11 protein-coding genes are annotated in these 14,322 nt (G+C 41.6%); 9 read left to right on the top strand and 2 right to left on the bottom strand.

The annotated features are described in order from the left end of the window. Positions 1-14: 14 nt before the first annotated feature. Genes CDC33_RS36010 through CDC33_RS36020 form a run of 4 tightly spaced genes read left to right on the top strand, consistent with a single transcriptional unit; the run spans position 15 to position 2,766 of the window. Complete coding sequence (locus tag CDC33_RS36010; protein WP_109013296.1) at positions 15-575, top strand: hypothetical protein; 561 nt, start codon at positions 15-17, stop codon at positions 573-575. Between the two features lie 60 nt (positions 576-635). Next, complete coding sequence (locus CDC33_RS36015) at positions 636-1,727, top strand: type IIL restriction-modification enzyme MmeI (RefSeq protein ID WP_244919547.1); 1,092 nt, start codon at positions 636-638, stop codon at positions 1,725-1,727. Continuing rightward, positions 1,669-2,220 carry a hypothetical protein gene (locus tag CDC33_RS39650; protein WP_181374355.1) on the top strand — a complete coding sequence of 184 codons (552 nt, stop codon included), beginning with the start codon at positions 1,669-1,671 and terminating at the stop codon, positions 2,218-2,220. Before CDC33_RS36015 ends, CDC33_RS39650 begins: the two co-directional genes overlap by 59 nt. Positions 2,221-2,229: 9 nt before the next feature. Then, entirely contained in the window at positions 2,230-2,766 is a 537-nt protein-coding gene (locus CDC33_RS36020; protein ID WP_244919548.1) for an endonuclease domain-containing protein, read from the top strand. 63 nt (positions 2,767-2,829) lie between these two features. Here the strand turns inward: CDC33_RS36020 and CDC33_RS36025 are convergent, their stop codons facing one another. Both CDC33_RS36025 and CDC33_RS36030 read right to left on the bottom strand, forming a co-directional pair. Next, positions 2,830-3,108 carry a DUF4351 domain-containing protein gene (locus CDC33_RS36025; protein ID WP_109013297.1) on the bottom strand — a complete coding sequence of 93 codons (279 nt, stop codon included), beginning with the start codon at positions 3,106-3,108 and terminating at the stop codon, positions 2,830-2,832. A gap of 177 nt (positions 3,109-3,285) precedes the next feature. After that, a complete protein-coding gene (locus CDC33_RS36030) occupies positions 3,286-4,110 on the bottom strand; it encodes a DUF4351 domain-containing protein (protein WP_109013298.1) in 825 nt (274 codons plus the stop codon). Between the two features lie 331 nt (positions 4,111-4,441). On the opposite strand from CDC33_RS36030, the gene CDC33_RS36035 reads away from it, so the two are divergent. The 5 genes from CDC33_RS36035 to drmC all read left to right on the top strand — a co-directional run bounded on the left by CDC33_RS36035 (position 4,442) and on the right by drmC (position 14,015). Further along, complete coding sequence (locus CDC33_RS36035; RefSeq protein WP_109013299.1) at positions 4,442-4,696, top strand: UPF0175 family protein; 255 nt, start codon at positions 4,442-4,444, stop codon at positions 4,694-4,696. A gap of 206 nt (positions 4,697-4,902) precedes the next feature. After that, positions 4,903-7,047 (top strand): UvrD-helicase domain-containing protein, encoded by a 2,145-nt coding sequence (locus CDC33_RS36045; protein ID WP_109013300.1) that lies wholly within the window; start codon positions 4,903-4,905, stop codon positions 7,045-7,047. Between the two features lie 130 nt (positions 7,048-7,177). Continuing rightward, complete coding sequence (gene drmA, locus CDC33_RS36050; protein ID WP_109013301.1) at positions 7,178-11,188, top strand: DISARM system helicase DrmA; 4,011 nt, start codon at positions 7,178-7,180, stop codon at positions 11,186-11,188. A gap of 62 nt (positions 11,189-11,250) precedes the next feature. Further along, a complete protein-coding gene (drmB, locus tag CDC33_RS36055) occupies positions 11,251-13,203 on the top strand; it encodes a DUF1998 domain-containing protein (protein WP_244919549.1) in 1,953 nt (650 codons plus the stop codon). Continuing rightward, positions 13,200-14,015 (top strand): DISARM system phospholipase D-like protein DrmC, encoded by an 816-nt coding sequence (gene drmC / locus CDC33_RS36060; RefSeq protein ID WP_051502786.1) that lies wholly within the window; start codon positions 13,200-13,202, stop codon positions 14,013-14,015. Before drmB ends, drmC begins: the two co-directional genes overlap by 4 nt. Positions 14,016-14,322 lie beyond the last annotated feature (307 nt).

Genomic DNA, 14,322 nt, shown 5'->3' on the forward strand with positions numbered 1-14,322 from the left:
AAAAGAATAAAAACATGAGCAAAAATGGACTTATTGTTTTAGTACCTTACAAGACAGGACAAGAATTTTACTCCGAATATGATTATGAAAATGAAGACAATGAAAAAAATGAAGATTTTTTAGAAACGAATGAAGACGATGAAGATTTTTTAGAAGCGGATGAAGATGAGAATTTAGCTTATCTTCCTGTTTATGTTGAAACAGAAGATCGGGATTTAGCTTTAATGGCTGTTGCTTACGAAGCTTGTCAATGCACATACGTAACTTTCTCGTCATCAATTGCAACAGCACAAGAATGGGAAGATAGAGGTTATCCAGGAACTGTAAAAAAACCAGGAGTGGATTTACCTGCTACCGATGAAGCTTTTGAAATCCCTGAACCGGGAGATTGTTTTTGTTGCGCTAGTATGGAAGACTACGAAGTTATCACACCAGAAGAAATGATAAAAAGATTAAAAATATCAAAAGCAAATTATATTCTTGTGTATTTAGAAGATGATGATGACTTATGGGAAAGTTTCAATGATTGGTGTGTTAATTTTTTGAATTATTATATTTTCTTACCTAAACAATAAATCTCTATTAGCTAAATTTTAACTTTCAAAACATCAGCCCATTCCCCATTCCCTATTCCCATGTCTACAGCCCGTCACCACGCAGAATGGTTATCTTTAGTTGAAGCTTCTGGCCCCTTTCTCAGTCTACCTGTACTCCTCAAAGTATTTCCTAATGGTTTAGATGCCCACGATCCAGAACACTTAAAGCTGTTACGATTAGCATACGAAGAATGGCAAGATAATCAATTAGGGGCAAAACCTGAACCAGCAATTCATCGGGCGTGGGTAGATTTTGTGCTGCGGCAGACTTTAGAATTGCCGGATGAAGTTTTATTAACAGGTCAACGCATTCCCACGGGGCTGGCTGCCACAATTGCTGAACAGGGTGAAACTTTGCGTCCCGACTGGGTGGTAGTTGAACCGGATGGGAACAAACCTCGCTTATTAGTGCAGATTGTATTGCCTCAGCAGAATTTAGAAAAACCCCTCAAAGACCGCCGTTGGAAAGCAAGTCCAGCGACGCGGATGATGGAGTTGCTGCACGCTTGTAATGTGCGGTTGGGATTGGTGACGAATGGAGAACATTGGCTGCTGGTAAACGCCCCACGGGGGGAAACAACTGGTTTTATTTCCTGGTATGGGGCGCTGTGGCTGGAAGAACACATCACACTGCGGGCATTTCGGAGTTTGCTGGGTGTACAGCGCTTTTTTGGGGTAGATGACTCGGAAAGCTTGGAGGCTTTGCTGCAAGCAAGTGTTACCGACCAGCAAGAAGTTACCGACCAACTTGGCTATCAAGTCCGCAAGGCGGTGGAGGTGTTGGTAGAGGCGTTAGACCACATCGACCAAGATAGAAACCGCATTCTCCTTCAAGGTATTTCTGAAACAGACCTTTACGAAGCTGCGTTGACGGTGATGATGCGGCTGGTGTTTTTGTTTTCGGCGGAAGAACGGGGTTTGTTGCTACTGGGCGACCCCCTTTATGACCAGCATTATGCTGTTTCCACTCTGCGGGAACAGTTGCAACAACGGGCTGATAAAGAAGGTGAGGAAGTATTAGAACGGCGTTATGATGCTTGGTGTCGGCTGTTGGCGACATTTCGGGCAGTTTATGGCGCAAAGTACTATTCACTGGGTTTGGGCAATACAATTTGGTTCAACTCTTGGTAAAATTACGTATAACTATACTCCAACCGACTGCTTTGAAACTTTCCCTTTCCCCACATCAACCGCAAATCTAGAAGAAATAGGCGATCGCTACTACAACCATCGCCAAAATATCATGCAAACACGCCAAGAAGGATTAACCAAAACCTACAACCGCTTCCACAACCCCGACGAAACCGCCGCCGATATTCAACAATTGCGCGAATTGCACATAGAGATGGATAATGCTGTAACTGCTGCTTACGGTTGGCAAGATTTAGAATTATCTCATGGTTTCCACCAAACCAAACAAGGCTTACGCTTCACCATCAGCGAAACTGCACGGCGAGAAGTGCTAGATAGATTATTAGAATTAAATCACCAACGCTATGCTGAAGAGGTAGCACAAGGTTTACATGATAAAGGTAATAAAAAAAGTAAATCTGGAGGTAAGAAAAAAGTGCAAGCGGAATCTAAAAATCAAGATAATGATAATGGGCAGATGAGTTTATTTTAGGTTGATAATATGGAATATAAGCCCTCACCCCAACCCTCTCCCTCTGGGAGAGGGAGTAAAGAAAGAGAAAAAGACAGTCAAGAAAAAGAACCACAGAATAAATATAAACAAGAAAAAGATAACGATAAATCTTGTCCCCCTCTCCCAGAGGGAGAGGGGCTAGGGGTGAGGGCAGAAATCTCTAAATTAGCAGGTAACAACCGACAAATTCCCAAAGTATTATTAGAACGCGCCCGCGAGTTAAGAAAACAACAAACACCAGCAGAGCAAATATTATGGGAATGTTTAAGAAATCGACGTTTATTAAATACAAAATTTCGCAGACAACATAATATTGGTAGATATATCGCTGATTTTTATTGTCACGAAAAGTTATTAATTATCGAGTTAGATGGTAGTATTCATGCAAATCAGCAAGCTGAAGATTCTATTAGAGAAAACTGGTTAAATTCTAATCAGTTTATTGTAATCCGCTTTAGTAATGAGCAAATATTTGATGATATCGAGTTTGTTTTACATACAATTGCTCAAGCCCTCATCCCCTAGCCCCTTTTCCCCAAGGGAGAAGGGGGACTGGAACTAGAATTTGGCAGGGTGGGTTATAAGTTTTCACCAATTAAATACCTTTTTGACAAACCGATTTTCCCAATCCTTTTCATGTTCATATTCATCTAACCAAACCTTTAAATCAATTGCATCATTAAATTCCATAAAAGCTATTGCAAATCCTTCTAACTGTTGCAGATTCAATCCGCGAATGCGTTCGGATATTCCAGGTATTTCTTCCTCAAGTTCACTAATATCACAAAAACGACTACGAACTAAACAATTAAATAAATGATACGCACCTGGATATAAAATATCTTCATCATTGACTGACTCTTGCATAAAATCCTCACTCAATAATTGATCAGATATTAATATAGTACATTTTTACTATAAAATAAATAGCCTATTGTTGTAAAAGTATGAATTAAGTTAAATTTACTTTCATAATTATGAACAATCACTATATAAAAGACCGGAGTTTTTACCTCCGGCTTTATAGTTTATCAAACCCTAAAACTAATTACTTTCCTGCTGATCTAACCAAGTAATTAAATCAGATACTTCTGAAATGTTGAACAATGCAGCACCTAAAGCTTCGAGTTTCTCAACAGATAAAACTTGAACTCTCTCAATTGTGAATGAATTAAGCTCCCCAAAACGTTGATTGAGTAACCGCAAACAAAATGAAACCGCTTCTTGTTGTTTCCCCTTCTGCAAAATATCCTGATAAATCACTGACTCCTGCATAATTTCCTCTCCTAAAAATTGCTGAATTAAATCTTTTTCAAACTTCAAACCTGCTAATATCTCTGTGTAAGCGGCGATATTCTGCCGAGTTTCCCTATCTGAGATTCTAGCAACACTCTGGGCAACCTGCGATAATAACCTTTGGGGTGAATCTGTCTGTGTTAAAGGTGCTAACGGTAATAATGCAGGATTATCCAGAAATAACGCCGAATCTTGTTCCCACATTCTGACAACACGATAGCGGTGATGTGTCATTTCATTTACATATTCTTCAGTAAAAGCAATTTCGTTACTTGTCTCTTGTAAGAAAATTACTACTTGCGTTATTGGAACATCATACTGTCGCACTAACCTAACAAAATAATCCAACATTCGTAAAGGAATGGGAGTTTCAGATTTTGCTGTTGTTTGAAATTCTAGATGCAAAATCCTATTCTCTGTTTGTAAAAATGAAACAGAATCGGCTCGAATTGGTTCGATGCTTAATTCAGTTTTTAATACTTTGATTTGTCGCGGTTCATGAGGGAGCAACCAACGCGCAAAATCCGTTGGATATTTCTCTGCTAATATTTTACAAACGTTGTCAAAAGCCACCAGTTACACCCAATTTTATACTGATATAAACCACGTCTATCTTGAAACCTGTAGTTCAACTCTTTTGAAAAAGATTTGCCCTCATCCCCCAACCCCTTCTCCCTTGGGGAGAAGGGGAGCTAGAATTTCAAAATCTCTCTCCCGTATCTGGGAGAAGGGGAGCTAGAATTTCAAAGTCCCTCTCCCTTGGGGAGAGGGATTTAGGGTGAGGGCGAAAACTACGGTTCTCAACTTAGATGAGGTTTAGTTATTATAAAATTATATTTGATATATTAAGCACATAATTTTACTTTTGTTATGATTCATTCAATCTGATAAACCGAAAAAAATTATGCGAACAGTACCAATCCAATTACCAGAAACAGTATTTTCAGCACTCCGCAAAAATCCTGAAGAATTTATCCAAGAAATGCGAATTGCAGCAGCAGCTAAATGGTATGAATTAGGTGAAATATCACAAGCTAAAGCAGCAGAAATTGCTGGGCTATCTCGTGCTGAATTTATTAATGCATTATCACGCTACCAAGTAGACTTTATGCAATATACTGCCCAAGAGTTAGCCGAAGAACTAACGAATGTCGATTAATCGTCTAATTATTAACTCTTCACCTTTGATTGTTCTTTTGAAAAGTCAACAAGCGCAATTAATTCGCTAACTTTTCCGATAACCTGTAAACCTCCAAATCTTCAAAATCCGATCTTCCCATCCCCAATCCCCATTCCTCATTGAGTATAATTTTGAATAACACTTAAAAAAACCTAATCATATCTACGTATAGATACCCATCTACCATGATCTTCGAGATTATCCACAAACCCACCTTCACCAATCAACTCTTGGCTATTCCTAAAGAGTACGTAGTGCAAATTTTAGAAAAAATCGAAGTATTGCGCGATGATCCCAAACCTCACGGTAATTTAAAGAAGAAACTACACGGCTACAAGGGTGATGTGTATCGTCTGCGTTCAGGTGACTATCGCATAATTTATACTTTTGGCGATCAATGGGTAATCTTGCTGGGTGTAGATGCTCGTAAAGATGTATACAAAGGCGATAAGCTAGTTGCTGAAACAACCGATATTGATATCAGCACTCTGCCAGATGTAGAAGCATTACTGGCTGTAAAACCAACTTATACCCCAAACTTGGTTTTGCCTGATACCTCCAACACAGAAAGCCCGCTACCCGTGGAAATTACCGAAGATTTGCTTCAAAGGTTGCGACTACCGGAAGAATATTGGACAACATTAACCGCGTGTCGGACATTAGATGATTTAATGGCGGTCAACTTACCAGGTAAGTGGTGCGATCGCATTTTTGATTGTATCGCTGAACCCAATTTTGACCAAGTTCTGAACCAACCCAGCTTTGTTACGGGTAGCACTGATGATTTATTGCGCTTCACTGAAGGTGAGTTGCTAGGATTTTTACTCAAACTCAATCCCGAACAAGAAAAGTTCGTCAGTTGGGCAATCAACGCTTCTGGCCCTACACTGCTAAAAGGTGGCCCCGGTACGGGAAAAAGTACCGTTGCACTTTACCGTGTTCGTGCGTTAGTAGAAATCCTCCAAGCCAACGGAATCGAAAAACCTAAAATCCTATTTACAACCTATACAAATGCACTGGTTGCGTTTTCTCAACAACTTTTAGCAAGTCTCTTGGGCGAAGATATACAGTATGTTAATGTTAAAACTGCCGATGCAATAATTGCGTCAGTCATTTCCCAAAGTAGCGGAAAACCCAATATTGCTTCTGGTGATGTCCTGCGAAAAACCATTAAGCAAGCGCTAATCTACGCAATTGATTCTCTAGAAGGCAACCTACTACAACGTCAAGCGCAAGAACAAACGTTAAAACGTCTGAGTATTGATTATCTCATCGATGAAATTGGTACAGTTATCGAAGCACGCGAAATCAAAACTCTCGAAGCATATCAAGCAACGCCACGAAGCGGTAGGGCAATTTCCCTTAACAAAACGCAACGTCAAGCAATCTGGCACTTGCGTCAACAATTTTACCAGCTGCTAGAAAAACAAGAACTCGAAACTTGGCAGCAAGTCCGTACCCGTGCCTTGGAAACATTACGGGAGATGGATAACCCGCCAATTTATGATGCAGTGGTAATTGACGAAGCCCAAGATTTAGACCCCAATACTTTACGTATTTTGACTCAAATATGCCGTCACCCTAACCGCCTGTTCATTACCGCCGATGCCAATCAATCCATATATGGTAGTAGCTTCCGATGGAGTGACGTTAGCCAAGACTTGAAATTTGTCGGACGCACAGGAGTACTGCGCGTTAATCACCGCACCACCCGCGAAATTAACGAAGCTGCAATATCTTACTTGGCAAATTCGATTTTAGATGATGAGGGAATGGAGAATAGGGAATTGGGAATCGGAGAAATTTCCCATTCTCCAACTAGAGACTATATCCACAATGGCCCACCACCGGCTGTCCGTGCCGTAAATAATCCAGGGGATGAAGCAGAACTACTGGTACGATTTTGCAAAAGTGCTGCCCGTGAATTTCGGTTGGGTATTAACGCTTGTGCCGTAATTGTGCCGACAGAAAGTGCTGGTACAAAAATAGCTGGTCAACTTTCATACTTAGGTTTAGAAGCGCATTTCATGTCTAGCAAAGATTTGGACTTAAATAAACAAGGTGTTAAAGTTATTACGCTTAAAGCTGCGAAGGGGTTAGAATTTCCCATTGTAGCGATCGCAGGATTTTTGGATGCAACCTATCCAACAATTCCCAAAGGTACACCGGAGGATGAAATTACAGAAATTTTAGCACGCGATCGCCGGACTCTATTTGTTGGTATGACTCGTGCTATGCGGGCATTGTTGGTTATTGTTCCTGCAAGCAACTCTTCTCTCCTTTTGGAAAAATTTGATTCTCAATTGTGGAATCTTGGGAATAGAGAATAAGAAAGAAAAATGGCATTGCTGAATTGCGAAATTTGCCCTCATCCCCAACCCTTCTCCCCCAAGGAGAAGGGAGTAAGAAAGAAGTTTACACGCATAATTTAGGCTAACTATATATACTTTTATCAGCAATATGGAAATTATTAAGCTTCCTTCTGTACTTCCAGGTGAATTAGATTTACTAAATATCAATAAACAACTGCGGGAACATCAAATTCAGCTTGATTGGAGTGCAGTTGTGTCTGCACCAGAATCTCAGCTTGTGGTTTTGCTAGACGGAATTGATCAAGTAGAAGATGCTGATTGGTTAGTAAATGGAGATATTGCAGAGAAGATTGCCACTGATATCATCAATTTATTTAACAAGCAGAAACCTCAAACTAAAAAATCGCGTTCTAAGAAAAAGCCGCTAGAAACTAAAGTAACTCCTCAACTTTGGGAACAGAGGAAACTATTAGAAACGCAATTTATCCCTTCAACAAATGAAGGTCAATTATTAGAAGAGAAATTTATCCTTGCGATTGATCCACTTGTTGAGGAAAAGCTAGAAGTAAAAGCAGATGAAACTAGTAAAATTCTGGAATCGCAGTTACCCACACCTTATAAAATCCGTGATGAATTAGAAAAAGCAGTATTAGCAGATTTACTTGGGCCTGCGGGTGGTGAGGAAGAAGAAGTAGATGAGGATAGTGTAAGCGATCGCTATCTTGTAGGGTTACTCGCACCGCAACAACGCCGCATCAGTGCTGAGACTGTAAATAAATCGGTTGTGGTTGACGAAGTGCAAGACGAATTATTTAGAGAAGTTGACTGTCAACAACCAGAACTTCTTGATGAATTGGCTGTAGTTGGTAAAGGTACTGTCGAGGAAGGCACAACTGAGGTTAGTGTACCACCTGCTGAAACGATGTTTCCCTCATCTTTTGGGATGACTTTTTGCGTCAGTGGTGCAGCCAAAGTATTGCAAATTAACGCAGGTTGGGGACAATATAAACGCACTAAAAGCGAAACTATTACCAAAAAAGATGATACACCAAAAATGGTGTGGAAGCGCCAACAAATTTTAGGAAATTCACCTCCCATTCCTCTGATTGAGGGAGAAATTACTAAATGGACGGTGCATTCAGAATATCCCCAAGTGCAAGTACAAGGCAAAATTCGCCAACAAAGTAACGGGGATTGGATTGTTAGCTTGTTTTTAATTAACGGACAAAAAGAACCCGCCAAGTTACGTGATGAAGCGTGGTTATTTCAACCAGAATTAAGCGTACAATCAGCAGATTCTCACCATCTTGATATTTTTCTCAAGCGACACAAACCGCGTCAGGCTGGTAAGCTTGACCCGGTGATTTATGCTGAAGAAAAAGCAATGGCAATGCTTTATCGTAAACAGGTAGAGTTCGCCATTGGTCATGGGGTAAGCGTCCATGCCGAAACAGCACAAAATACTACAGAATGTGCTGTTAAATTATCTACCAATGTTGTACCTGTCTACGAAGTTCCCAAAACCTCTCCACCTCAAGCAGATGAAATTCCCGAATTGGCGGGATTGGTTTTGGATATGAAAGAACTGGCACAAACTCCAACCGCAGATTTTATCAGTAAGCTAAATCCTCTGGTAACAGCTTACGCAGTTTGGATTGAAAAACAAGCACAACGGATTTCTAATCCTAATGAAGGATTGACAGATTACCAAGATGTAGCTGAGGATGCAATTAAAAATTGCGATCGCACTCTTCAACGCATTCAGTCAGGTTTAACGCTGCTGCAAACCAACCCTGAAGCAGCCGAAGCTTTCCGATTTATGAATCAAGCCATGCACTTGCAGCGTCTTCATTCTATTTACTCAGAAGAAGTACGCCAAGGCAAAGCGCCAGAATTAGACAAAATCCCTAATCCTACCTGGTTTCCCTTTCAATTAGCCTTTATTTTGTTGAACTTACCCAGCATAACCGACTTACACCATTGCGATCGCAGTCACGAAACCGATGCTGTTGCAGACTTACTCTGGTTCCCCACTGGCGGTGGTAAAACTGAAGCTTACCTGGGTTTGACCGCCTACACTATGGGCTTGCGGAGGTTACAAGGGGTAATTGCGGGGCGTTCTGGAGAATATGGCGTTGCAGTCCTGATGCGCTACACCCTACGCCTGCTTACACTACAACAATTTCAACGCGCCACTGCCTTAATTTGTGCTTGCGAATCTATTCGTAGAGACAACCCAACTAAATGGGGAAAAGAACCATTCCGTATTGGGTTGTGGGTAGGTCAGCGCACTACCCCCAACCACACCGACCAAAGCGAAGAATTTTGCAAACAAGCGCGAGGGCAGTACCAGCAAAGTGCTAGCGGTTCCCCTCACCAACTTACAAATTGCCCGTGGTGTGGTTCTAAAATCGATCCAGGTAAAAACATTGAAGTCGAATCTTTTAGTAAAGGTCGCGCCCGTACTCTAATTTACTGCGGCGACTCTTTGGGGCGTTGTCTGTTTAGTAAAAAACAATCTTCAAGCGAAGGTTTACCCATCCTTGTAGTTGATGAAGAAATCTACCGTCGTTTACCCACGCTGTTGATTGCTACCGTAGATAAATTTGCCCAAATGCCTTGGAAAGGGGAAATTCAAATGCTATTTGGGCAAGTAGATGGTTACTGTGAACGGCATGGTTTTCGGACATCAGATATTGAAGATACTAATTCACATAAAAAAACTGCGTATTTACCCGGTGCTAAAACAATTCACAGCAACCCCCTACGCCCACCCGACTTAATCATCCAAGATGAGTTGCACTTGATTAGCGGCCCCCTCGGTACATTAGTAGGCCTTTATGAAACCGCAGTAGACCAACTCTCCTCTTGGGAAGTCGATGGTAAAAAGGTTCGCCCCAAAGTCATAGCTTCTACTGCAACAATACGTCAAGCAGAAACTCAGATGCACAACCTATTTCTGCGGAAAGTACAGGTTTTTCCACCCCAGGGTTTAGATGTGGAAGATAATTTCTTCTCACGCCAGAGGAAACCAAATGAGACTAATCCAGGACGACGCTATGTCGGTATTTGTGCCACAGGGCGACGGCTAAAAGCTGCATTAATTCGAGTTTATGTTGCTATTCTTGCTGCTTCTCAAGACCTGTATGAAAACAAACAATACGGAAATCGTGCTGACCCCTGGATGACGTTAGTCGGTTACTTCAACTCAATGCGGGAATTAGGGGGTATGCGACGCTTAGTGGATGATGATATTCGCATCCGCCTTGCGAAAATGGATAGCCGGGGACTAGCAAAACGTCTGCGGATTAACTTGGAGGAACTTACATCTCGTAAGGATTCTACAGATATTCCTGTAGTTCTAGATAGGCTAGAAACATCCTTCGATCCAGTCCGAGAAGCACAAATCAAAGCCAAACGCAAAGCTGGGGAAAAAGTCGATCAGCTTGAACCGCTCGATGTTTTACTTGCTACTAATATGATTTCCGTGGGTGTAGACGTGAAACGCTTGGGTGTGATGGCTGTTACAGGTCAACCAAAAAATACTGCCGAGTATATTCAAGCTACCAGCCGTGTCGGGCGGACATTTCCTGGTATCGTATTTACAGTTTATAATTGGGCGCGTCCTAGAGATTTATCCCACTACGAAAGATTTGAGCATTACCACGCTACATTTTATCAACACGTAGAAGCGCTATCTTTAACTCCCTTTGCGCCCCGTGCGATTGACAGAGGTTTAGCCGCGTTGTTTATATCCCTTGTGCGGTTGGCGGGTAGAGAATTTAACGGTAACAACCAAGCAGGACGAATTGAACGCAACCATCCTTATATACAATCTGCCATTAATACAATTTGCGATCGCGCTAATTTAGTTGCGGGTACAGAAGCTCAAAAACTCGTTAAACAAGCACTGGAAGCCAAATTAGATATCTGGTTGAGTAAAGCACAAAACTTGATTGGAGGCGGTACTCTCAAATATCAGACAGACAAGCGTGATGGTTTAACCATTGAATTATTAGAATCAGCAGGTCAAGGAATTTGGCAAGAATTTACTTGTTTGAACTCCCTGCGAAACGTCGAACCGACAGTAGGGTTAATTTTTCAAGATCAAGTACCCGATGATGACTTTAGTCGGTTACCTCAAGCAATGAAAGAATAGGGAATGGGGAATAGAGAATAGGTAAAAAATACAGTTTAATAATCCACAATTCTCAATTCCTAATGCCCGATGCCCAATGCCCAATGCCCAATGCCCAATGCCCAATTCTCAATTCCCAATTCCCCAAAATGAGCCAATCTAACTATAAATACAGAGTAGGCGAACTGCGACCCAGCCAGATTTTATTTTCCTTCGGTGTAGGTGCTGTACTCGACCTGCCAAACCTTTCAGTTATGGTCATGGGTTTGGAGGACTGGAACACCCAACACGGAGTAGTTGAATTAGGGGAACAGCGTCTCCTTGCAGCCATTCGTCGTGAATTGGGCCAACAAGTTAAAAAACTACTTGCACCTCCAATACCTGCTGAAGATGCCTCTTCATCTAGTCCTTTTGACGAATATGCCAGAATAGGAATTCCCGTCGCTCCCTTTCCTGGATGGATGGTATGTCCGAGATGTCGGTTGCTAGCCCCTTTATATCCTTATTTCCAACTTAAAGAAAATTCTTATCGTCCAGACCAAACCCGTTACGTTCATCTAAACTGTCCTAAAAGTCAAAAGAAAGACCCAACAGCAATACCATCGAGGTTCCTCGTTTCGTGCGAACGCGGACATTTAGATGACTTTCCTTGGTTATATTTTGTCCATCGTAGCAATACAGCCTGCAAGGGGCCACTCAGGCTGGAGGAATACGGTGTATCGGGTTCACCTACAGATATTGTAGTCAAATGCAATGGCTGCAACAGAGAACGTCGATTATCGGATGCTTTTGGTGAATTAGGCAAAAAAAATATGCCGCTTTGTCGCGCTCGTCACCCGCATCTACGTGTTTTTGATGATAGCTGCGACGAACAGATGAAAACCATCTTGTTGGGAGCATCTAATAGTTGGTTTCCAATTACACTCTCAGCCTTATCAATTCCCATCACCTCTAATCAATTAGAGCAGTTGGTCAATCAAAACTGGACTATTTTGGGAAAAGCGAGTAACTTTAGTGCCTTAGATGCTGTGCTGCAAGCTTTCTTCGCTATGGGGCAACTTCAGGAATTATCTAAATACACAACAGACAAAATTTGGGCGCTAGTTGAACAAAAACAACTTCAGCAGCAAAGCAATTTTGATGATGAAAGTGTCAGGGACTTGAAAACACCTGAATGGCAAATTTTCTCAGCAGCAGACCCAAATCTTAATACCCCAGATTTTCAACTGCGGACTGTAAACCCACCATCTGGGTATGAAAATTACTTTTCGCAGGTGGTGTTGGTAGAAAGATTGCGAGAAGTTCGTGCCTTAATTGGCTTTACACGCATTCAATCCCCAGGTGATTTTATCGACTCTGGAGAAATTCTCACAGAGCATCGGGTTCCATTGAGTCGCAGCAAACCTAAATGGGTACCGGCAAGTGAAGTCAAAGGCGAGGGTATCTTTATCCAGTTCAAAGAAACGACACTTCATCAATGGGAGCAAAATCAACTATTGCAAGATTATGAGCGTCAAGCATTCGATGCTCATAAAAAGTGGTGTAATGTTCGTTCTCTCGATCCAGACAAAGTTAAATTTCCCGGTGTACGCTACATTTTACTACACTCTTTTGCTCACGCTCTGATGCGGCAAATGGCCCTTGAGTGTGGTTACAATGCTGCCAGTTTAAAGGAGCGAATTTACTCCAAACGACCAGAAGAAGAAGGCGGCCCAATGGCAGGAATACTAATTTATACCGCCGCGCCTGATAGTGAAGGTACCTTGGGTGGTTTAGTCAGTTTGGGAGAGCCTAAAATACTTGGATACCATATAGACCAAGCTTTAGAACAAATGCGGTTATGCGCTTCTGATCCCTTGTGTGCAGAACATACCCCCTTTAAAGGAGCTACATCACTACATTGGGCAGCTTGCCATGCTTGTCTGTTTAGCCCAGAAACCTCCTGTGAACGCGGCAATAAGTATCTGGATCGCGCGGTACTTATTCCCACTGTACTATCCGCAGACTTAGCGTTCTTCCCAGAGGAGAAAACGTGAGCTTTTTACCACCGCTTTTATTAGCTCAAATTCGTACCTGTGCCAAACAACTTCCATCTCCTGTTTTAGATGCTGTAATTAATTTGTTGATAGCCACTCCAGCAAGATATTGTGATTTTGCGTTGAAAGCATCAATCTTGAAACAACTGCCCAATACTAATTTTCGCCGATTAGTAGGGGAATTGTTAGAAACTTGGTGTCGGGAAGCTATTTATTTGGACAGTAGTGCGATCGCGTCTGCATTAGCCACAGCAATTTACTGTGAGGTGGCAGCAAAGAATGAGTTGTCTGTTGAGTTGGTTTGGACTGGCCCCACAAGTGAGGGAATACCACTTCGCAGAACAGAACAAGTGTTACTACAATTAATTCACGAAGCGCAACGGGAAATAATTCTTGTCAGTTTTGCTGTTTATAAGATTCCAGAGATTGCAAAAGCATTATTAACAGCAATGAAACGAGAAGTCACTGTGCGAATTATTGCTGAAACCCCCGAATCTAGCAAGGGTAAAATACCTTTTGGAGTCAGTGCAGCATTGGGACTGGAAATTGCCCAACAAGCACACATTTTTATTTGGCCACGAAATAAGCGGCTTACAGATTCAGAAGGAAGGTATGGTTCCTTACACGTTAAATGTGCGATCGCCGATAGAAAGCACCTGTTTATTTCCAGTGCTAACCTCACTGAGTACGCTCTGACATTAAATATGGAAATGGGACTACTAGTTCATGGTGAAGATATAGCTCATCAAGTGGCAGAACATATCGACCGTTTAATTCAGGAAGAGTTTCTCGTATCTTTAAACTCGCTGTAGGCATAAGTATTCAGTAGGCAACTAAATTTTTGGCTATACATTTCTGTTAAAGCAGTTTTTTACCTAAAAAGTTATTTTTCTATTTCTTCTACTCATATATACAAAGGTGCTTGCATTCTCAACAAGTACGTTTGTAACTTGGCAAGTGTGCAGGTTAGGTAATACAAACATAGATGTGAAACTGAATAGCTCCTACTGAACGGATATATGCCAGTTTGATTTTGAGAATTAATGGTTTTTATGAGGCTAGCGAGTGCCCAAAACATCTGTGTAAAATATTGTGGCATCTACACGAAAAAGAAATTTG

The sequence above is a fragment of the Nostoc commune NIES-4072 genome (assembly GCF_003113895.1).
Classification (GTDB): domain Bacteria; phylum Cyanobacteriota; class Cyanobacteriia; order Cyanobacteriales; family Nostocaceae; genus Nostoc; species Nostoc commune.

Coding starts and splice junctions, on each gene's coding strand:
- CDC33_RS36010 (WP_109013296.1), top strand. CDS start 15: ATGAGCAAAAATGGACTTATTGTTTTAGTACCTTACAAGACAGGACAA.
- CDC33_RS36015 (WP_244919547.1), top strand. CDS start 636: ATGTCTACAGCCCGTCACCACGCAGAATGGTTATCTTTAGTTGAAGCT.
- CDC33_RS39650 (WP_181374355.1), top strand. CDS start 1,669: ATGGCGCAAAGTACTATTCACTGGGTTTGGGCAATACAATTTGGTTCA.
- CDC33_RS36020 (WP_244919548.1), top strand. CDS start 2,230: ATGGAATATAAGCCCTCACCCCAACCCTCTCCCTCTGGGAGAGGGAGT.
- CDC33_RS36025 (WP_109013297.1), bottom strand. CDS start 3,108: ATGCAAGAGTCAGTCAATGATGAAGATATTTTATATCCAGGTGCGTAT.
- CDC33_RS36035 (WP_109013299.1), top strand. CDS start 4,442: ATGCGAACAGTACCAATCCAATTACCAGAAACAGTATTTTCAGCACTC.
- CDC33_RS36045 (WP_109013300.1), top strand. CDS start 4,903: ATGATCTTCGAGATTATCCACAAACCCACCTTCACCAATCAACTCTTG.
- drmA (WP_109013301.1), top strand. CDS start 7,178: ATGGAAATTATTAAGCTTCCTTCTGTACTTCCAGGTGAATTAGATTTA.
- drmB (WP_244919549.1), top strand. CDS start 11,251: ATGCCCGATGCCCAATGCCCAATGCCCAATGCCCAATGCCCAATTCTC.